The organism is Bacillus alveayuensis (assembly GCA_030812955.1).
In the GTDB taxonomy this organism is placed as follows: Bacteria; Bacillota; Bacilli; order Bacillales; family Aeribacillaceae; genus Bacillus_CB; species Bacillus_CB alveayuensis.
Window position 1 is genome coordinate 806,948 of record JAUSTR010000001.1, and the last position, 19,649, is coordinate 826,596.

The window sequence follows — 19,649 nt, forward strand, 5'->3', positions numbered from 1 at the left end:
TTTGACGATTGAAACGAGTTTTCATAGTTATGATTCTAGGAATTTATTTTTCGGTTATTTTCTTCACGGCTCCTGCTTCGATTGTTGAAGCGGGAGAGGAAAATAAAACAGTTGAAGAATATTATCAAGATCAAACCAATCACGAAGGGAAATCGACGAGTAATGAGCTGGAAAATAATATAAGTGATATTAAGACACCAGCTAGCGTCACCATCATAGATTTTATCAAAATGCTTTTTGCATTTATGTTTGTTCTATTGATTATTTATATTCTCGTAAAGGTTGTGAAAAGCCAGAGGCATCATTATATTGGAACGAAATATTTACAAAACATAGGGGGAACGAGCTTAGGACAAAACCGGTCTATCCAGCTTGTCAAAGTGGGTGAACGGATACTCTTGCTTGGAGTAAGTGATACGATACAGCTGTTAAAAGAAATCGACGACGAAGCTGAAATAGAAAAGATCTTACAGGAGCATGAAGCGAAAGTCGGCAAATATTATCAAAAACCTATTCAAACATTTTGGAAGTGGAATGAGAGCAAACACAAAAACAACACGTTGTTTAAGGATGAATTACAAGCGATTTTAAAAGAAAGAAGCGGACAAATGAAGCTGTTTTTGAAGAAGGGAAATAAGCACAATGAATGAGTTTTTTCAACTTTTTAACGAAAGCGATCCACAAAACGTTTCAACAGCGATTCAGCTATTATTGCTGCTGACAGTTCTTTCATTGGCGCCAAGCATTTTAATATTGTTCACATGCTTTACCCGGATAATGATCGTCTTGTCTTTTGTCCGTACATCACTAGCTACACAGCATATGCCGCCAAATCAAGTATTAATTGGATTAGCACTCTTTTTAACTTTTTTTATCATGGGGCCAACATTTAAAGAAGTACATGATGAAGCTTTAGTTCCATTATTTAATAATGACATTAACATCGAAGAAGCGTATGAAAGAGCGGAACAGCCTTTTCGCGAGTTTATGAGCAAACATACACGGCAAAAAGATTTAGCTCTTTTTTTAGATTATGCGAATATTAAACCAACATCTGTTGAAGAAATACCGATGACAGCACTTGTACCTGCTTTTGCGATTAGTGAAATAAAAACAGCTTTTCAAATAGGATTTATGATTTTTATACCTTTTTTAATTATTGACATGGTTGTTGCAAGTATTTTGATGTCCATGGGGATGATGATGCTTCCACCCGTTATGATTTCACTGCCATTTAAAATTTTGTTGTTCGTTTTAGTCGATGGCTGGTACTTAGTTGTCAAATCATTGCTGCAAAGCTTTTAAAGAAGGTGAACATAAAGATGAGTTCAGAAATGGTTATATCTATAGCAGAAAAAGCAGTGTTTACGACTTTAATCATTTGCGGTCCATTGTTATTACTTTCGTTAATCGTCGGATTAGCTGTTAGTATATTTCAAGCGACAACCCAAATTCAAGAACAAACACTTGCATTTGTTCCGAAAATCGTAGCCGTTTTCATTGGTCTTATCTTTTTTGGACCGTGGATGTTATCTCATATGCTTTCTTATACACATGAATTATTAAGTAACCTTCATCAATTTATTGGATGATGATGACATCAATTTTACAGCAATACCCTGCTTTTCTGCTTATTTTCATGAGAATTGTATCCTTTATGGTCACATTGCCATTGTTTTCGTATCGAACGATACCGAACCGTGTCAAAATAGGGATTTCCTTTTACTTAGCTTTGTTAATAACTGTAACAATCGAAGTGCCTGCCATTGAGCTTAATTCTTTGTACATTTTGTTAATTTTAAAAGAAGTGACATTAGGCTTGTTCATTGGATTAACAGCTTATATCGTGATATCGGGAGTACAAATAGCAGGTAGTTTCATAGATTTTCAGATGGGATTTGCCATAGCAAGTGTCATTGACCCGCAAACAGGTGTGCAAAGTCCAGTAATCGGCCAACTATTTTATATATTTGCTCTATTTTTCTTATTAAGTACAAATGCCCATCATTTGTTAATCGAAGGAGCTTTAAATAGCTTTGAGTTTATCCCGATAGAAAAGCAGCATCTATTTCTATTTGAAGGACAAGTCGTCGAATCACTCATTATAGCTTTTAATAAAATGTTTATCATTGCATTTCAAATGGCAATACCGATTGTTGGATCCCTTTTTTTAGTAGATGTAGCATTAGGAATTTTGACGAGAACAGTCCCGCAGTTAAATGTATTTGTCGTTGGATTTCCACTAAAAATAGCGGTCAGCTTTGTCATGATATTGCTCTTATTTAGTGCACTATTTGTTGTGATGAGAGACCTCATTCAATATATGATAGATTTTACAAATTTGATGCTAAGACTATTAGGTGAATAAAGTTGAAGAGATTAAAGTTAGACTTGCAGTTTTTCGCAGGGGAGAAAACGGAAAAGGCCACGCCAAGAAAAAGACAGGAAGTTCGTCAAAAGGGACAAGTTGCCAAAAGTGCAGATGTCGTGACAGCTGCTACTTTATTTCTCATGTTTTTATCCTTTCTATTTTTCGGCCATTCGACTTTGTCTGAAATGTTGACTCTTTTACATATAACATACGAAAACTATTTATTAATGGAATTATCCGAAGATAATATTCATGTTTTATTTGAATCGTTAACGTTAAAAGGTTTTTGGATCATCACTCCTTTCATGATTGTGGCGATTATCTCGTCTCTAATTGGAAATATGATTCAAGTCGGGTTTATATTTTCAACTGAACCATTGAAAATGAAATTAAATAAAATAAATCCGATTCACGGATTCCAACGTATTTTCTCTCTTCGGGCTATTGTCGAACTTTTAAAATCGATGGTCAAAATTTCATTTATCGGTGCTGTGACATTTTTCGTCTTATGGTTTCGTTTCGATGAGATTTTAACCCTTCCGAACATGTCAGTTGAAGATGCGTTTTTATTTCTTTCAAAACTTACTTTACAAATGGGTTTGTTCGCTTCAGGCGCTTTATTACTTCTTTCCATCTTTGATTATCTTTATCAAAAATATGACTTTGAAAAAAATATTCGAATGTCAAAACAAGATATAAAAGATGAACAAAAGAAAATGGAGGGAGATCCTTTAATCAAGTCTCGCATTAAACAGCGGCAGCGGGAAATAGCGATGAGAAGGATGATGCAAGATGTCCCGAAAGCTGATGTTGTTATTACAAATCCAACTCATTATGCTGTTGCCTTAAAATATGATCCCAAAAAAATGGATGCACCATACGTTTTGGCAAAAGGGACCGATTTTTTAGCGCAAAAAATAAAGCAAATTGCAAATCAGCATGATGTCGTCACAGTGGAAAATCGCCCTCTTGCCCGATCATTATATGATCAAACGGAAATAGGGGAGGCCATTCCTGAACAGTTTTTTAAAGCAGTAGCAGAAATTATCGCTTATGTTTATCGTTTAAAACAAAAAGTGTAACCATCGTTAGGAGAGATGATCACATGCAAGCAAGAGATTTATCTGTATTAATTAGTGTTATTTTAATTGTCGCTATGTTAATTATCCCATTTCCATCATGGATGTTGAGCTTATTGATCATCATCAACATCTCTCTTGCCTTGTTGGTCCTCCTTACTTCTATGAATATGCAAGAACCATTACAGTTTTCCATCTTTCCTTCTTTACTATTATTGTTAACATTGTTTCGCTTAGGCTTAAACGTATCGACGACTAGGTCCATTTTATCAAGGGGTGAAGCTGGTAAAGTAGTTGAAACATTTGGGACGTTTGTTGTAGGTGGAAATGTTTTAGTAGGATTTGTTGTCTTTTTAATTTTGATTATTATTCAATTTATTGTCATAACAAAAGGTTCTGAACGTGTTTCCGAAGTGGCTGCCCGTTTTACGTTAGATGCGATGCCAGGAAAACAGATGAGTATTGATGCCGATTTAAATGCAGGAATCATTTCTGAAGAGGAAGCGAAAAAACGACGTGAAAAAGTAGCTCGGGAAGCTGATTTCTATGGAGCAATGGATGGTGCTAGCAAGTTTGTCAAGGGTGATGCGATTGCCGGTATTGTTATCGTCCTAATCAATATTATTTTCGGTATTATTATCGGCATGATTCAACAAGATTTAAATTTACAAGAAGCGGCATCACGTTATACGTTGTTAACCGTTGGGGATGGCATTGTCAGTCAAATTCCCGCTTTGTTAATTTCAACGGCTACAGGTATTGTTGTCACAAGGGCGGCATCTGATGGAAATTTAGGCAGTGATATTACGAAACAGCTTTTTGCTTATCCAAAAATGCTTCTAGTTGCTGCTATTACGATATTGCTGCTCGGAATTGTCACACCGATTGGAATTGTGTTAACGCTGCCGATATCCGTATTATTAGCTCTTTTAGGATATTCGTTTATACAATCGCAAAAAGTGGATGATAAGGAAGAAGATGAGATCAATGAAGAACAAGAAATAAACGAGATGAAAAGCCCGGAACAAATTATGAATTTAATTGAACTAGACCCCATTGAATTTGAATTTGGATATGGTCTCATTCCGTTAGCCGATGCGAATCAAGGGGGAGATTTACTTGATCGTATTGTCATGATTAGACGACAAATAGCGATTGAGCTGGGTATGGTCATTCCTGTTGTTCGCATTCGCGATAATATTCAGCTAAAACCGAATGAATACCGTTTGAAAATAAAGGGAAACGAAGTCGGAAGAGGAGAGCTCTTGCTAGATCATTATTTAGCGTTAGGTCCTGGAATTGAAGAAGATTCCATCGAAGGGGTCGATACGAAAGAACCTTCTTTTGGCCTATCAGCTAAATGGATTAGCGAAGAATTGAAAGATCAAGCAGAGATGTTCGGTTATACCGTTGTTGATCCCCCTTCGGTAGTATCAACACATATTACGGAATTGCTGAAGAAACATGCTCATGAGTTATTAGGGCGTCATGAAACGAAACAGTTAGTGGATCATTTAAAGGAGAATTATCCAATTTTAGTCGAAGAAGTAACTCCGAATCCTCTTTCAATTGGCGATATTCAAAAGGTTTTAGCGAAATTGTTAAAAGAAAAAGTGTCGATCCGAAATTTACCGGTTATTTTTGAAACGTTAGCAGATTACGGAAAACTAACAACGGATACAGATTTATTGACGGAATATGTTCGCCAAGCATTAGCAAAACAAATTACTAGTCAATATACGAAAGAAAAAGAGCCATTAAAAGTGATAACGCTCTCTGGACAAGTAGAAAAAATCATTGCTGATGGCGTACATCAAACGGAGCATGGAAATTATTTATCGCTAGATCCTGGCCAATCCCAAGGAATCGTTGAGTCCATTGCGAAAAATGTTGAACATTTATCGATGAACGATGTGAATCCCGTTATTCTTTGTTCACCAGCAGTTCGAATGTATGTCCGACAATTGATTGAACGTTATTTACCGGACGTTCCTGTATTATCCTATAACGAGCTTGAAGCAAACGTAGAAGTTCAAAGCATCGGGGTGGTGAATATTTCATGATAATAAAAAAATACAAGGCACCAACAATGCAAGAAGCCATGAAACAAATTCGTGTTGAGCTAGGTCAAGATGCCGTGATTTTAAACTCGAAAATTGTTTATTCGGGAGGTTTTTTTGGCTTATTTAAAAAGAAAAATGTTGAAGTCATCGCAGGAGTTGATGAAGCCGTACAAAGCAATGCTCAAAAAGAAAGGCAGCCAAGCACATTAAAGGATGAAATGCTACCATTATTTAAAGAAATAAAAGAAATGAAGCAATCCATTCAATCTTTGCAAATAGAAGGGGAGAAATTATATCCAAAAGAACTCATGTTGGTTGATCTTCAATTAAAGGAAGCAGGATTTCATTCGGCGATCCGAAGCGAATTAATGTCGTCTTTAATGGAAACTTATTTCTTAAGCCGAAAAAATATGACGGAGGAAGAAATCCTAGAGGAATTAAAAAATGAAATATTTAAGAAGATCAAACATATTCCATTTTTGGGGATTACTTTTCAAAAAAAGTATATTAATGTCGTTGGACCAACTGGTGTTGGAAAAACGACTACATTAGCAAAGCTAGCTGCTGAAATAAAATTAAAGCATAAAAAAAGCATTGCTTTTATAACAACCGATACGTACCGAATTGCCGCTATTGAACAGCTTAAAACATATGCCAATATTTTAAATGCCCCGGTGGAAGTTTGCTACAACATTAACGACTTTGTTAGAGCGAAAACCAAGCTTCATAGTTATGATATTGTCTTTATTGATACAGCAGGGCGCAATTTTATGGAAAAACAATATATTGATGATTTACAAGATGTGATTGACTTTAATGAAGAATTAGAAACTTATTTAATTTTTTCCTTAACAGCTAAATATGAGGATATGAAAAAAATATTTGAGCGTTTTTCTGCCATTCCTATTCATCAATTTATCTTTACAAAATATGATGAAACGTCGTCGCACGGGGCAATGTTAAATATGGTTCTTGAGTCTAATATTGGTGTTGGATATTTGACTGATGGCCAAAATGTTCCTGATGATATTCATCAAATCGATCAAAAATCATTTATCAATTATTTATTGAGGTAGATGAGTATATGGATCAAGCGGAACAGCTAAGAAAAAAAATAAAAAAGCTATACACACCGAAAGCGAAAACGGTAGCAGTCATAAGCGGAAAAGGCGGAGTCGGTAAATCGAATATTGTTTTAAATTTTTCGATCAATCTCGCAAAACGCAATAAACGTGTATTATTGATCGATTCTGATATTGGGATGGCCAATATCGATATATTGCTAGGAGAATCTTCTAGCTATACAATGGTCGATATTTTAGAAAAAAAATGGCCGATTCAACAAGCATTAAAAAAAGGGCCTTTTGGACTCTGTTATTTATCAGGGGGAACGACACTTTCCAATATTGTTCAATTAAGAGAGGATAGCTTTCAGCATTTTCTAAAGGAACTGGAAAAAATGGTCGCAACGTTTGATGAAATTTTGTTTGATATGGGAGCTGGTATTTCAAAAGAGAGTATGCGTTTTTTAATGGCGGTCGATGAAATTATCGTCGTCACAACGCCAGAGCCAACATCTATTATGGATGCTTATGCAGCGATCAAGCTTGTTCATCAATATGATTCCGACAAAACGATAAAATTAGTGGTTAATCGCTGCCAAAAGCGCACAGATGGACATCAGGCTTGGGAGCGCCTTAAGATGACAACGAAGCAATTTTTAGATTTAGATATCCATTTATTAGGATATATTCCTGAAGACAAGCATGTCCAACAATCTGTGATGAATCAAACTCCGATCGTGATGCAATTTCCGACTTCACCAGTTGCAAAAGCGCTGGAGGCAATGACGAAGGAATATTTAAATGTGCCTAATGATCATAAAGGCTTTATTCAAAGATTAAAAAACTTATTTTCGAAAGGCTGATCGAGCATTGGAAACAATAAAGGTATTAGTTATTGATGATTCAGCTTTTATGAGAAAACTTATTTCTGACTTTTTAAATGAGCATCCTCATATTGAAGTAATTGGAACAGCTAGAAATGGCGAGGAAGGCTTAGAAAAAATACACGCTTTGAAGCCAAATGTCGTGACACTTGATATCGAAATGCCAGTTTTAAACGGACTAGAAACATTAGAAAGGATCATGAAGCAATATCCTTTACCGGTCATTATGCTTTCAAGTCAGACAAAAGCGGGAACAGAGATTACCATTCGTTGTTTGCAAAAGGGAGCTTTTGATTTTATAGAAAAGCCTTCTGGCTCTATTTCATTAGATTTGTATAAAGTAAAAGAACAGTTAATCGAAAAGGTGATGCATGCATATCAAGCTCAACAAAAAGTGAAATTTCAACATCATAAGATCACTCCCAAAAATCAAATAGAAAATAGTATGGAACGAAAAAGGTCGCCGAATGAAAAAGTGATCGTCGCCATCGGAACTTCGACTGGGGGACCTAAAGCATTACACCAAGTCATTCCTTTTTTACGAAAACAACCACATGTTGTCTATTTTGTCGTTCAGCATATGCCACCTGGCTTTACCCACTCTCTTGCCGAACGCTTAAATGCTGTATCAGAACTTTTTGTCAAGGAAGCGGAGCAAGGTGAGAAGGTTCAACATGGTGTTGTTTATATTGCACCAGGTGGATATAATATGAAAATCGTTCAGAAAGGAAATGAACTTCAAATAGATATTGTTGATACGATGCAAAACGAAATTTATCGCCCTTCTGTGAATATACTATTTGAATCATTAAGTAAAATTAAAGGATATTCGAAAATAGCGGTAATTATGACAGGGATGGGAAGTGATGGTACAGCCGGCTTAAAGCTGTTAAAATCCGATGGAAATGTGACATCAATCGCACAATCAGAAGAAAGTTCCATTATTTTTGGGATGCCGAAAGCAGCGATTGCTGCAAATGTCATTGATTATATTGTCGATTTAAAAGATTTGGCTAAGACTATTAAATGTTTGATTTGATTACTATAAGGAGTGTTTCTTATATGGAAATGAACCAATATTTAGATATTTTTTTAGAAGAAAGCAAAGAGCATCTTCAAACGTGCAATGAAAAATTACTAGAGTTAGAGAAGAATCCTGATGATTTATCCATTGTTAATGAAATTTTCCGCTCAGCTCATACATTAAAAGGCATGAGTGCCACAATGGGCTTTGAAGACTTGGCCCATCTTACTCATAAAATGGAAAATGTTCTAGATGCATTAAGAAACAAAACGATTCGTGTAACACCGGAAATTGTGGATGCCTTGTTCTTGGCAATGGAAAGTTTGGAAGAGATGGTCGTATCCATTGAATCAGGTGGTGATGGAAAAAAAGATGTGTCTCACATTGTTCAAAAACTAGAAATGATTGAAAAAGGGGAAAAAATAGAGACATCGAACGATGAAAGCAGTGATGAGTCTTTCGGTCAACAAGAATATGATGAATATGAACAGACAATTATTAATCAATCAACAGAGCAAGGATTTCATGTGTACGAAATCACTGTTACTTTGCGTAGCGATTGTTTGTTGAAGGCAGCGCGAGCATTTATGGTATTTGAACTGCTCGAGCAAAATGGGGAAATTATTAAATCTTCTCCTTCTGTAGACTTGTTAGAAGAAGAAAAGTTCGACTATCAATTTATAGTTACTTATATTTCGAAAGAAGAAAAAGAAGAAATTAGAAAAAAAATATTAAAAGTATCAGAAATTGAAGCTGTCGACATTAAACCTCTATCTAATGAACAACCTATCAAAGCAGAGAAAAACAGTGTACAGGAAGTTGCAGCAACGGTTCAAGCAGTGGAAAAAGAGGCAGCTTCACGACAACCGAAGAAGGGGAAAGAAAAAAAATCAACGAAAACATGGCAATCAAAAGCATCAACGAAAACGATTCGTGTCAATATTGATCGTCTCGATATATTAATGAACTTATTTGAAGAGCTGGTCATTGATAAAGGCAGGCTCGAGCAAATTTCAAAAGACTTAAACCATGCGGAATTAAAAGAAACGGTAGAAAAAATGTCAAGAGTATCTGGTGATTTACAAAATATTATTTTAAATATGCGTATGATTCCGATTGAGACGGTTTTTAATCGTTTTCCGAGAATGGTTCGCCAGCTTGCTCGTGATTTAAACAAACAAATAGAGCTTGAAATTATAGGTGCTGAAACAGAGCTTGACCGGACGGTAATTGATGAAATCGGCGATCCTCTCGTTCACTTAATTCGAAATGCTATTGACCACGGTATTGAAACACCAGAAGTTCGTATTCAAAAAGGGAAGGACGAACAAGGAAAACTCATTCTTCGCGCATATCATAGCGGCAATCATGTCTTTATCGAAATAGAGGATGATGGGGCAGGGATTAATCATAAAAAAATATTGCAAAAGGCGATTGAACGGGGAATCATTACAAAGGAAGCGAGCGAAACGTTAACGGAAAAACAAATATATGAATTAATCTTTTCTTCTGGTTTTTCGACAGCTGAAAAAATTTCGGATGTTTCTGGTCGGGGTGTCGGCCTTGATGTTGTCAAAAATACAATTGAATCATTAGGCGGAAACATTACGATCGATTCGGAAGAAGGAAAGGGAACGTTATTTTCCATTCAGCTCCCACTTACTTTATCGATTATTTCAGTCATGTTAGTGGAGATTGGCGACGAAAAATACGGAATTCCTATTTCGTCAATTATTGAGTCACTTGTCGTGAGGAAAGAAGACATTTTACATACTCACGATTATAAGGTGATTGATTATCGTGGCACCATTGTTCCGCTCGTATTTTTAGAAGAACTATTTGAAGTGCCAACTAAATCCGAAGAGGATCACTATTCTGTCGTCGTTGTCAAAAAAGGTGATAAAATGGCGGGCCTTGTCGTCGATTCCTTTATTGGCCAACAAGAAATTGTATTGAAATCGTTAGGTCAATATTTAACGAATGTATTTGCTATTTCAGGAGCGACAATCTTAGGGGATGGTCAAGTTGCGTTAATCATTGATTGCAATGCTCTTATCAAATAACAGTTTCCTGATAAGGAGAGATCGGCATGACGAAAACGGAAAGCAAAGAATTAAAGGTCATTGTTTTTCAATTACAAGAAAAAGATTATGGTATTTTCGTACAAGAAGTAAAATCGATTGAAAAAGTTAGCCATATTACGAGAGTTCCTGGCACCCCAAAATTTATCAAAGGAGTGATTAATTTACGCGGCGTCGTCACTCCTATTATTGATCTTCGCACACGTCTTCAAATACCAGAAGCCGATACAAATGAACAAACCAGAATTATTATTTCATGTAAAGATGAAATAGATGTTGGGCTAGTCGTTGATGCAGCACATGATGTCATTGATATAACGGAAGATCAAATTGAACCTGCTCCCGAAGTGGTAGGAGGGGTAGAATCCAAGTTTATTAAAGGTGTGACAAAGGTTGGAAAACGGATCATTATGTTGCTTGATTTAGAACATGTTTTACAGGGGTATGGAAAATGAGCTTATTTTTTGACTTTTCTACTCGGCAATTAGATCTTTTAAAAGAAATAGGGAATATTGGAGCAGGAAATGCTGCTACAGCTCTTTCTAACATGTTAAATAAAAAAATTTATATGAAGGTGCCAGATGTGAAAATTGGTTCGTTTAATGAAATTATTGATATAGTAGGTTCGGAAGAAGAAGTAATTGCGATTTATTTTCGATTGGAAGGCGATATATCTGGATCCATGTTTTTTGTCTTATCTGTTAAACAAGCGGAAAGGTATTTAAAAGAACTATTAGGTAGTATGTCCGTGTTTAACAAATATGAAATAACGGAAATTGAAACATCTGCCTTGCAGGAATTAGGAAATATTTTAATGGGGTCATATGTTGCTGCATTAGCAGATTTAACAAAATTATTGATTCATCCATCTGTCCCATCTTTATCATTTGATATGTTTGGAGCTATTATAAGCCATGGCTTTATTGAGCTTTCCCAAAATAGTGACCGAGCATTAATTATTGATACAGTTATCAAAGATGACGAACAGCCAGAAGATGACTTTCTTTCAGGACATATATTCTTTATGCCAAATGTTGATGTATATAAGAAAATTTTTGAAAAGTTAGAGGTTTCGTAGAATGAATCAAATGGATAACGTCGTTAAAGTTGGGATAGCTGAAATAAAGTTCGTGAAAGCTCCAAAGAAAATTCGAACATCTGGCCTTGGTTCTTGTGTAGGTTTAGTTATTTTTCATCCACAATTGGAAATAGCTGGCTTAGCTCACATTATGCTTCCAGATTCTTCATTATCCAAAACAAAAACGATCAATAAGGCGAAATATGCAGATACAGCTGTCAAAACCCTCATTGAAAACTTTCAAAATATTGGCTTACAGACTGCTTCTTTAAAAGCAAAAATGGCAGGGGGAGCACAAATGTTTTCCTTTCAGACAACATCTAACATCATGAGAATCGGACAGCGAAATGTTGAGTCTGTTAAACAACAATTAAAAAAATACAACATCCCCCTCATAAGCGAGGATGTAGGAGGGAAAAGCGGAAGAACGATCGAATTTGATCCAAAAACAACCTCTTTATTGATTCGAACAGTCAATAATGGGGTAAAGAACATTTAACATATTGTAGATGATTGATTCCGATTGCCTAAGGAGGAATAATAATGACCCAGGCGACAATGGATGAAGAGAAGCGTTATTGGGAAAAATGGATCCAATCGCGGGATGCTCAAGCTGGGGACATGCTGATGAAAAAATATTTGCCTTTAGTTCGTTATCATGTTGGGCGCATATCAATAGGACTTCCAAAAAATGTAGATAAAGAAGACTTGCTTAGTTTAGGAATGTATGGTTTATATGACGCACTTGAAAAATATGATCCAAAACGAGATTTAAAATTTGACACTTATGCTACTTTTAGGATTCGGGGCGCCATTTTAGACGGATTACGAAAAGAAGATTGGTTGCCAAGAAGCTCGAGAGAAAAAGCCAAAAAAGTAGAAGCAATGATTGAAAAATTAGAACAAAAATATTTGCGCAATGTAACACCGGATGAAGTGGCAAAAGAACTAAACATGACAACAGAAGAAGTGATTCAAGTGGTAAATGAAAACTTTTTTTCAAATGTTTTATCCATTGATGAACATTTACATGATCAAGAAGATGGAGAAAATGTTAAGATTTTAATTAAGGATGAAAAAACGAAGACACCTGAAGAGCTTATTTTAGAAAATGAATTATTTGAGCAATTGTCTGAATTAATTTCTCAATTAAATGAAAAAGAACAAATGGTCATTAGTTTGTTTTATAAAGAAGGATTAACGTTAACAGAAATCGGTCAAGTTTTAGGTTTATCGACTTCAAGAATTTCACAAATCCACTCGCGTGCACTTTTTAAACTAAAATCAGTTTTAGAAAAACTTTTAACATAAAAGTAGGGAATAGGATGAGTACAGTAATTCTTTTCATAAGTTTTCTCTTACATTTCGTCACTTTTTATTTAATTATTATTTTGTTTACAAAATATCGTACAATCAAACAGCATGAAGAATCGCAACGAAAACTTCTTCAAGAAGCCGAAGATGCTCTTTCTCTTTTTCTCATCGAAATGAAAGATGAAAATGAAAAATTTTTAATGCAATTACAAGCAAAGCTTGGCGATCAGAGTGAAAGCATTATGTCACATACATCGTCACATCGGACCGACGAACATGATGAACAAGACGTTCCCAAGCATTTAGAAAATTTACTGCAGTCAAAAGAAGATATCATCGATATGGAAGAAGGCAATCAAGAAGAGGATTTACGGACGAAAGCATTTCAATTGAAAAAAGAAGGGTATACTTTAGAAGAAATTGCCAAAAAATTAAATGTAGGGAAAACAGAGATAGAACTTTTCATTAAATTTAATGAAAATGATGGATTTCCTTCTTGATTGTCATCTCCCCATATGATATATTTGTTTTTGGTGTTAAAACACACGTCCGAAGATTTAAGCATAGGTGCTGCGTCCCTTGCAGTCATGCTTAAAGATGATGCGGGCGGAGGATGAAAAACCATAGGAGGAAAGAATATGTCAGTTATTTCTATGAAACAATTATTAGAAGCCGGTGTACATTTTGGACACCAAACTCGCCGTTGGAACCCTAAAATGAAAAAATATATTTTCACTGAGCGTAACGGCATATATATTATCGACCTACAAAAAACGGTAAAGAAAGTGGAAGAAGCGTACCAATTTGCCAAAGATTTAGCGGCAAATGGCGGAACCATTCTTTTCGTTGGTACGAAAAAACAAGCTCAAGAATCTGTTAAAGAAGAAGCAGAACGCGCTGGTATGTTTTATGTTAACCAACGTTGGTTAGGTGGAACTTTAACAAACTTTGCAACGATCCAAAAGCGAATTAAACGTTTAAAAGACATTCAAAAAATGGAAGAAGATGGTACGTTTGATGTACTTCCGAAAAAAGAAGTTGTTCAGCTGAAAAAAGAATTGGAACGCCTTGAGAAATTTTTAGGCGGCATTAAAGAAATGAAACAACTTCCTGATGCGCTATTCATCATCGACCCTCGAAAAGAGCGTATTGCAGTTGCTGAAGCACGCAAATTAAACATTCCGATTATCGGTATTGTTGATACAAACTGTGATCCGGATGAAATTGATTACGTCATCCCTGCAAACGATGATGCAATTCGCGCAGTTAAACTGTTGACTTCTAAAATTGCAGATGCTGTTTTAGAAGCAAAACAAGGTGAAGAAACAACAACTACAACTGCTTAATGAGCAAAAGGTGATAAGAGGGGATGCGAGCCTTTTATCACCTTTTTTTAAACTATGCATTTCATACATAAAAGCATTTTAAAGGAGGAAATATCATGGCTATTACAGCTCAAATGGTAAAAGAACTACGCGAAAAAACAGGCGCTGGCATGATGGACTGTAAAAAAGCGTTAACAGAAACAAATGGAGATATGGATAAAGCAATCGATTATCTACGTGAAAAAGGTATGGCGAAAGCTGCCAAAAAAGCTGATCGCATTGCTGCTGAAGGCTCTGCCTTAATTAAAACAGATGGGAATAATGCGGTTATTATCGAAGTTAACTCTGAAACAGATTTCGTCGCAAAAAACGACTCTTTTAAACAATTATTAGACCAATTAGCTTCTCATCTTTTAGAGAAAAAGCCTTCTAATCTTGATGAAGCATTAGCTTCTACAATGGATAGCGGCTCAACTGTCCAAGACTACATAAACGAAGCGATTGCAAAAATCGGAGAAAAAATTACGCTTCGTCGTTTTGAAATTGTTGCAAAGTCTGATCAAGACGCTTTCGGTTCCTACTTGCACATGGGAGGACGTATTGCTGTATTAACGGTATTAGAAGGAACAACAGATGAAGACGTAGCAAAGGATGTTGCGATGCACATTGCAGCTGTGAACCCACGATACATTTCCCGTGACGAGGTTCCACAATCTGAAGTCGATCATGAACGTCAAGTTCTAAAACAACAAGCTCTTAATGAAGGGAAGCCTGAACACATTGTCGAAAAAATGGTTGAAGGCCGTTTAGGTAAATTCTTTGAAGAAATTTGTTTGCTTGATCAAAACTATGTTAAAAATCCAGATGAAAAAGTTCGTGAATTCGTAAAATCTAAAGGTGCTTCTGTCAAAGCGTTTATTCGCTATGAAGTTGGTGAAGGAATTGAAAAAAGACAAGATAATTTCGCTGAAGAAGTCATGAATCAAGTGAAAAAATAAGGATACTTTGATTTCGTTTTTACCTGCGAAAGGAAGTCCATTCCTCATTTTGTCGAGAAAAAGAAGTGGGGCGAATAGTCTTCCTTTAAGATGAAATAATGGGAACACTGTGATGTGTTCCCCTTTTTTCGAAATCATCAGTCCGTTGTATGCCATCATTTTTCAGGCAGCAATGAAATGTTGGAGGTCATTATGGAAACGCCGAAATATAAACGTATTGTCCTAAAATTGAGCGGTGAAGCTTTAGCTGGTCAACAAGGATTTGGAATCAATCCTACGGTCATTCAATCGATTGCGAAACAGGTTAAAGAAATTGCTGAACTTGGTGTTGAAGTAGCCGTTGTTGTTGGTGGCGGCAACATTTGGCGAGGAAAAATCGGCAGCGAAATGGGCATGGATCGAGCAACAGCAGATTATATGGGAATGTTGGCAACTGTCATGAACTCGTTAGCTCTCCAAGATAGTCTCGAAAAATTAGGAATCCAAACACGAGTTCAAACGTCCATTGAAATGCGCCAAGTAGCAGAACCTTACATAAGAAGAAAAGCGATTCGTCATCTTGAGAAGAAACGAGTCGTCATATTTGCTGCTGGAACAGGAAACCCTTATTTTTCAACAGATACGACTGCGGCATTGCGTGCGGCGGAAATTGAAGCTGATGTTATACTGATGGCGAAAAACAATGTTGATGGGGTTTATAGTGCTGATCCTGCAAAAGATGCTTCAGCGGTCAAATATGACCATTTATCATACTTAGATGTTCTAAAAGAAGGATTGGCTGTTATGGATTCTACAGCTTCTTCACTATGTATGGACAATGATATTCCTTTAATTGTCTTCTCGATCATGGAAGAAGGAAATATTAAACGCGCTGTTTTAGGTGAAAATATTGGAACAATCGTAAGGGGGAAATAAAATGTCCAAACAAGTACTTGATCAAGCAAAGGAAAAAATGGAAAAAGCAGTTTCGGCTTTAAAACGTGAACTTGCTGGTGTTCGTGCTGGTCGTGCAAGCGCCTCTTTATTAGACAAAGTACAGGTTGATTATTATGGCGTACCAACACCTATCAATCAGTTAGCCTCGATTAATGTTCCTGAAGCTCGTTTATTAGTTATTCAGCCTTATGACAAATCCTCTATAGGAGAAATTGAAAAAGCGATTTTGAAATCTGATTTAGGATTAACACCTACAAGTGATGGTTCTGTTATCCGAATTTCCATTCCGCCACTTACAGAAGAACGTCGTAAAGAATTAGCTAAGTTAGTTCGAAAATATTCAGAAGATGCAAAAGTTGCAGTACGAAATATTCGTCGCGATGCGAATGATGAGTTAAAAAAATTAGAAAAAGACGGCGAGATTACGGAAGATGAGTTGCGCAGCTTTCAAGATGATGTTCAAAAATTAACAGATGAGTATGTTGGAAAAATTGATGTTGCCACAAAAGACAAAGAAAAAGAAATCATGGAAGTTTAATCCGTTTCTATGTAAAATAGAAATGTACAAAAAACCCTCTTCACTCAATAGGGGGTTTTTTTGTTAAAACTAAGCTCTCTATTGATGACCTGTTAGGTCAAATTCATGAGATATTTTCTCTGTGGAGGATTCACATGTTTAATTTCATCAAAAAATGGACAAACTCCGAACAATCCACTCAAACTTTAACGGTCGAAAAGGTTAAAGAGTATGAAATTCCTGAACATGTTGCGATCATAATGGATGGGAATGGAAGATGGGCGAAAAAACGTTCTTTACCGAGGATGGCCGGGCATCATGAAGGAATGAAGGTTGTTCGGAAAATAACAAAATTAGCTAATGAATTAGAAATTAAAGTGTTAACATTATATGCATTCTCGACAGAAAATTGGAAAAGACCAAAAACTGAAGTCGATTATTTAATGAAGCTGCCAGAAGAATTTTTGAATACTTTTTTACCTGAGCTTGTTACAGAAAATGTCCAAGTTCATGTAATTGGCGATCTAACGAAACTACCTGAACATACCCAACGGGCTGTTCAAAAAGCAATGAAAGATACCGAAAATAATACCGGTTTAGTACTGAATTTTGCTTTAAATTACGGAAGTCGAGCTGAAATTCTTCAGGCAGTTAAGGAAATTTCTAAATTTTATAAAGATGGGGTTATTTCATTAGAAGAAATAAATGAACAGTTGTTTTCATCGTATTTGATGACAAGTTCTTTTAAGGATCCAGATTTACTAATTCGTACAAGTGGTGAGCTTCGCCTTAGCAACTTTTTATTATGGCAGCTAGCTTATACGGAATTTTGGTTTACTGATGTGTTTTGGCCGGACTTTTCTGAGCAGCATTTTCTTCAAGCAATTCGTGATTATCAACAAAGAGGTCGCAGGTTCGGCGGCGTATAGAAGGTGATTATTCCATGAAAACTCGGATTATAACTGCAGTCATTGCGTTAGCATTATTTATTCCAATTGTTGTAATCGGCGGAACACCGTTTACGATTTTGATATACTTAATGGGATCCATCGGATTGTTTGAATTATTAAGAATGAAAAAAATTTCGATCCTATCTGTTCCTGGAATTGTTAGTATACTTCTTCTTTGGGTGCTGTTATTTCCCGTCCGTTATATTGAAATATTAAATGATATAAATATAAGTAAGGTCGGCACTGTATTTCTAGCTGTAATGTTTTTCTTAACATACACGGTTATGACAAAAAATAAATTTACATTTGATGATGTTGGTTTTACGATTATTTCTACTCTTTATGTAGGGGTCGGCTTTTACTTTTTTATTGAAACAAGAATTCTCGGTCTTGAAAACATTTTTTTTGCGATGTTTCTCATTTGGGCAACAGATTCTGGAGCTTACTTTATCGGGAAAAAGTTTGGAAAAAACAAGCTCTGGCCAGAAATTAGTCCGAATAAAACAATTGAAGGCTTTTTTGGAGGAATTGCTTCAGCTGTTTTGGTTGCCTTTATTTTTCAAGAAATTACACACTTTGTACCATCATACTTTCAATTAATCATAATTTCTATTTTTGTGTCGATTTTTGGACAAATTGGTGATTTAGTTGAATCGGCATTAAAAAGGCATTACCATGTTAAAGATTCAGGCTCCATCTTACCAGGACATGGTGGAATTTTAGATCGGTTTGATAGTTTATTATTTGTTTTACCTATTTTATATTTTTTACTCACTACACTATGACGGAATAGAACGATTGGGAGTGACAATGTGAGAAACATTAGTTTACTTGGCGCGACTGGTTCGATCGGACAACAAACACTTGAAGTAATAAGACAGCATCCCGAGCAGTTTAAGCTTGTTGCGATGTCTTTCGGCCAAAATGTCGAACTAGGGTTAAAAGCCATTCATGAATTTCGCCCTAAATTTGTTGCCGTTCAATCAAAAGAAGTGTACGAGAAAATACGTTACGATTGTCCAGAAAATATCGATGTAAAATTTGGAGAGGAAGCTTTAGTTGAGGCTGCAACATATTATCAAGCAGATCTTTTGATCAACGCGGTCATTGGTAGTGTCGGTTTAATTCCAACTCTGCGGGCAATTGAAGCGAAAAAGGATATTGCGGTTGCAAATAAAGAAACTTTAGTAACAGCAGGCCATATTGTGACAGAATTTGCTGAGCGCCATCAAGTGAATTTATTACCTGTTGATAGTGAACATTCGGCTATTTTTCAATGCTTACAAGGTGAAAAGCAAAAAAATGTGGAGCGTTTAATCTTAACTGCTTCTGGGGGAAGCTTCCGTGATAAAACGAGAGAAGAATTAGTGGATGTAACGATCGAGCAAGCATTAAACCACCCAAATTGGTCAATGGGGGCGAAAATCACGATTGATTCAGCAACGATGATGAATAAAGGACTTGAAGTGATTGAAGCGCATTGGTTATTTTCTATCCCCTATGACAAAATAGAGGTTTTATTACATAAAGAAAGCATTATTCATTCAATGGTAGAATTTCATGATGGAAGTGTTATTGCACAGCTAGGCACACCAGATATGAAAGTCCCGATTCAATACGCTCTTACATACCCGGATCGTTTCCCGTTACAAACAACAGAACGACTAAATTTGGCTAAAGTTGGTATACTTCACTTTCAAACGGTTGATTTTGAAAGATTTCGTTGTTTAAAATTTGCTTATGAATCGGGTAAAATAGGTGGTACAATGCCAACTGTTTTAAATGCAGCGAATGAAGAAGCTGTCGATGCATTTTTAAAAGGTTCGATCTCTTTTCTTGCCATTGAAGAACTTATTGAGCAGGCTCTTTTAAAGCATGAAGCGATCAAAAATCCATCATTAGAAGAAATATTAGAGGTGGATCAAATAACTAGAGCTTTTGTTCAATCATTAATTTAAAAAGGTG

Annotated in this window: 22 protein-coding genes; all 22 read left to right on the forward strand. The window is 36.0% G+C overall.

Translation table 11 applies throughout. From position 1 onward, the window contains the following. The first annotated feature begins 8 nt into the window (after positions 1-8). The 22 genes from J2S06_RS04090 to dxr all read left to right on the forward strand — a co-directional run bounded on the left by J2S06_RS04090 (position 9) and on the right by dxr (position 19,642). The gene (locus tag J2S06_RS04090; RefSeq protein ID WP_052659561.1) at positions 9-650 is read left to right on the forward strand and encodes a flagellar biosynthetic protein FliO; all 642 of its coding nucleotides are present in this window, start codon (positions 9-11) and stop codon (positions 648-650) included. Continuing rightward, positions 643-1,305, forward strand: a complete 663-nt coding sequence (gene fliP, locus J2S06_RS04095) for a flagellar type III secretion system pore protein FliP (RefSeq protein WP_044895602.1) — start codon at positions 643-645, stop codon at positions 1,303-1,305. The genes J2S06_RS04090 and fliP overlap by 8 nt, the downstream gene beginning before the upstream one ends. A gap of 17 nt (positions 1,306-1,322) precedes the next feature. After that, positions 1,323-1,592, forward strand: coding sequence for a flagellar biosynthesis protein FliQ (fliQ, locus tag J2S06_RS04100; RefSeq protein ID WP_044895603.1), 270 nt, complete (start codon positions 1,323-1,325; stop codon positions 1,590-1,592). A 2-nt stretch (positions 1,593-1,594) separates the two neighbouring features. Continuing rightward, a complete protein-coding gene (fliR, locus tag J2S06_RS04105; RefSeq protein ID WP_419151461.1) occupies positions 1,595-2,368 on the forward strand; it encodes a flagellar biosynthetic protein FliR in 774 nt (257 codons plus the stop codon). Between the two features lie 2 nt (positions 2,369-2,370). Next, a complete protein-coding gene (gene flhB / locus J2S06_RS04110; RefSeq protein WP_044895605.1) occupies positions 2,371-3,453 on the forward strand; it encodes a flagellar biosynthesis protein FlhB in 1,083 nt (360 codons plus the stop codon). A gap of 23 nt (positions 3,454-3,476) precedes the next feature. Further along, on the forward strand, positions 3,477-5,513 hold the full coding sequence (gene flhA / locus J2S06_RS04115) for a flagellar biosynthesis protein FlhA (protein ID WP_419151351.1): 2,037 nt from the start codon (positions 3,477-3,479) through the stop codon (positions 5,511-5,513). Further along, positions 5,510-6,589, forward strand: coding sequence for a flagellar biosynthesis protein FlhF (locus J2S06_RS04120; RefSeq protein WP_419151352.1), 1,080 nt, complete (start codon positions 5,510-5,512; stop codon positions 6,587-6,589). Before flhA ends, J2S06_RS04120 begins: the two co-directional genes overlap by 4 nt. A gap of 8 nt (positions 6,590-6,597) precedes the next feature. Next, positions 6,598-7,440, forward strand: coding sequence for a MinD/ParA family protein (locus J2S06_RS04125; protein ID WP_419151353.1), 843 nt, complete (start codon positions 6,598-6,600; stop codon positions 7,438-7,440). Between the two features lie 7 nt (positions 7,441-7,447). Continuing rightward, entirely contained in the window at positions 7,448-8,500 is a 1,053-nt protein-coding gene (locus J2S06_RS04130) for a protein-glutamate methylesterase/protein-glutamine glutaminase (protein WP_419151354.1), read from the forward strand. A 23-nt stretch (positions 8,501-8,523) separates the two neighbouring features. Continuing rightward, positions 8,524-10,548 carry a chemotaxis protein CheW gene (locus tag J2S06_RS04135; RefSeq protein WP_419151355.1) on the forward strand — a complete coding sequence of 675 codons (2,025 nt, stop codon included), beginning with the start codon at positions 8,524-8,526 and terminating at the stop codon, positions 10,546-10,548. A gap of 26 nt (positions 10,549-10,574) precedes the next feature. Next, a complete protein-coding gene (locus tag J2S06_RS04140; protein WP_044746856.1) occupies positions 10,575-11,021 on the forward strand; it encodes a chemotaxis protein CheW in 447 nt (148 codons plus the stop codon). Next, complete coding sequence (locus tag J2S06_RS04145; RefSeq protein WP_419151356.1) at positions 11,018-11,644, forward strand: chemotaxis protein CheC; 627 nt, start codon at positions 11,018-11,020, stop codon at positions 11,642-11,644. The genes J2S06_RS04140 and J2S06_RS04145 overlap by 4 nt, the downstream gene beginning before the upstream one ends. Position 11,645: 1 nt before the next feature. Next, on the forward strand, positions 11,646-12,143 hold the full coding sequence (locus tag J2S06_RS04150; RefSeq protein ID WP_044746858.1) for a chemotaxis protein CheD: 498 nt from the start codon (positions 11,646-11,648) through the stop codon (positions 12,141-12,143). 44 nt (positions 12,144-12,187) lie between these two features. Beyond that, positions 12,188-12,955 carry a FliA/WhiG family RNA polymerase sigma factor gene (locus J2S06_RS04155; RefSeq protein WP_044746859.1) on the forward strand — a complete coding sequence of 256 codons (768 nt, stop codon included), beginning with the start codon at positions 12,188-12,190 and terminating at the stop codon, positions 12,953-12,955. Positions 12,956-12,969: 14 nt separating this feature from the next. Then, positions 12,970-13,458 carry a DUF6115 domain-containing protein gene (locus tag J2S06_RS04160; protein ID WP_419151357.1) on the forward strand — a complete coding sequence of 163 codons (489 nt, stop codon included), beginning with the start codon at positions 12,970-12,972 and terminating at the stop codon, positions 13,456-13,458. Between the two features lie 138 nt (positions 13,459-13,596). Continuing rightward, positions 13,597-14,304, forward strand: a complete 708-nt coding sequence (gene rpsB, locus J2S06_RS04165) for a 30S ribosomal protein S2 (RefSeq protein ID WP_044746861.1) — start codon at positions 13,597-13,599, stop codon at positions 14,302-14,304. Between the two features lie 95 nt (positions 14,305-14,399). Beyond that, positions 14,400-15,281, forward strand: coding sequence for a translation elongation factor Ts (tsf, locus tag J2S06_RS04170; RefSeq protein ID WP_419151358.1), 882 nt, complete (start codon positions 14,400-14,402; stop codon positions 15,279-15,281). A gap of 192 nt (positions 15,282-15,473) precedes the next feature. Further along, entirely contained in the window at positions 15,474-16,196 is a 723-nt protein-coding gene (pyrH, locus tag J2S06_RS04175; RefSeq protein ID WP_044746863.1) for a UMP kinase, read from the forward strand. Between the two features lies 1 nt (position 16,197). Beyond that, positions 16,198-16,755 carry a ribosome recycling factor gene (gene frr, locus J2S06_RS04180; protein ID WP_044746864.1) on the forward strand — a complete coding sequence of 186 codons (558 nt, stop codon included), beginning with the start codon at positions 16,198-16,200 and terminating at the stop codon, positions 16,753-16,755. Positions 16,756-16,889: 134 nt separating this feature from the next. Next, entirely contained in the window at positions 16,890-17,663 is a 774-nt protein-coding gene (locus tag J2S06_RS04185) for an isoprenyl transferase (RefSeq protein WP_044746865.1), read from the forward strand. A gap of 14 nt (positions 17,664-17,677) precedes the next feature. Then, a complete protein-coding gene (locus J2S06_RS04190) occupies positions 17,678-18,469 on the forward strand; it encodes a phosphatidate cytidylyltransferase (RefSeq protein WP_419151359.1) in 792 nt (263 codons plus the stop codon). A gap of 27 nt (positions 18,470-18,496) precedes the next feature. Next, on the forward strand, positions 18,497-19,642 hold the full coding sequence (gene dxr / locus J2S06_RS04195) for a 1-deoxy-D-xylulose-5-phosphate reductoisomerase (protein ID WP_044746867.1): 1,146 nt from the start codon (positions 18,497-18,499) through the stop codon (positions 19,640-19,642). The last annotated feature ends 7 nt before the right edge of the window (positions 19,643-19,649 follow it).

Coding starts and splice junctions, on each gene's coding strand:
- pyrH (WP_044746863.1), top strand. CDS start 15,474: ATGGAAACGCCGAAATATAAACGTATTGTCCTAAAATTGAGCGGTGAA.
- J2S06_RS04190 (WP_419151359.1), top strand. CDS start 17,678: ATGAAAACTCGGATTATAACTGCAGTCATTGCGTTAGCATTATTTATT.
- fliP (WP_044895602.1), top strand. CDS start 643: ATGAATGAGTTTTTTCAACTTTTTAACGAAAGCGATCCACAAAACGTT.
- flhA (WP_419151351.1), top strand. CDS start 3,477: ATGCAAGCAAGAGATTTATCTGTATTAATTAGTGTTATTTTAATTGTC.
- J2S06_RS04185 (WP_044746865.1), top strand. CDS start 16,890: ATGTTTAATTTCATCAAAAAATGGACAAACTCCGAACAATCCACTCAA.
- J2S06_RS04145 (WP_419151356.1), top strand. CDS start 11,018: ATGAGCTTATTTTTTGACTTTTCTACTCGGCAATTAGATCTTTTAAAA.
- frr (WP_044746864.1), top strand. CDS start 16,198: ATGTCCAAACAAGTACTTGATCAAGCAAAGGAAAAAATGGAAAAAGCA.
- J2S06_RS04125 (WP_419151353.1), top strand. CDS start 6,598: ATGGATCAAGCGGAACAGCTAAGAAAAAAAATAAAAAAGCTATACACA.
- rpsB (WP_044746861.1), top strand. CDS start 13,597: ATGTCAGTTATTTCTATGAAACAATTATTAGAAGCCGGTGTACATTTT.
- J2S06_RS04140 (WP_044746856.1), top strand. CDS start 10,575: ATGACGAAAACGGAAAGCAAAGAATTAAAGGTCATTGTTTTTCAATTA.
- J2S06_RS04150 (WP_044746858.1), top strand. CDS start 11,646: ATGAATCAAATGGATAACGTCGTTAAAGTTGGGATAGCTGAAATAAAG.
- J2S06_RS04155 (WP_044746859.1), top strand. CDS start 12,188: ATGACCCAGGCGACAATGGATGAAGAGAAGCGTTATTGGGAAAAATGG.
- tsf (WP_419151358.1), top strand. CDS start 14,400: ATGGCTATTACAGCTCAAATGGTAAAAGAACTACGCGAAAAAACAGGC.
- J2S06_RS04120 (WP_419151352.1), top strand. CDS start 5,510: ATGATAATAAAAAAATACAAGGCACCAACAATGCAAGAAGCCATGAAA.
- fliQ (WP_044895603.1), top strand. CDS start 1,323: ATGAGTTCAGAAATGGTTATATCTATAGCAGAAAAAGCAGTGTTTACG.
- J2S06_RS04135 (WP_419151355.1), top strand. CDS start 8,524: ATGGAAATGAACCAATATTTAGATATTTTTTTAGAAGAAAGCAAAGAG.
- J2S06_RS04160 (WP_419151357.1), top strand. CDS start 12,970: ATGAGTACAGTAATTCTTTTCATAAGTTTTCTCTTACATTTCGTCACT.
- fliR (WP_419151461.1), top strand. CDS start 1,595: ATGACATCAATTTTACAGCAATACCCTGCTTTTCTGCTTATTTTCATG.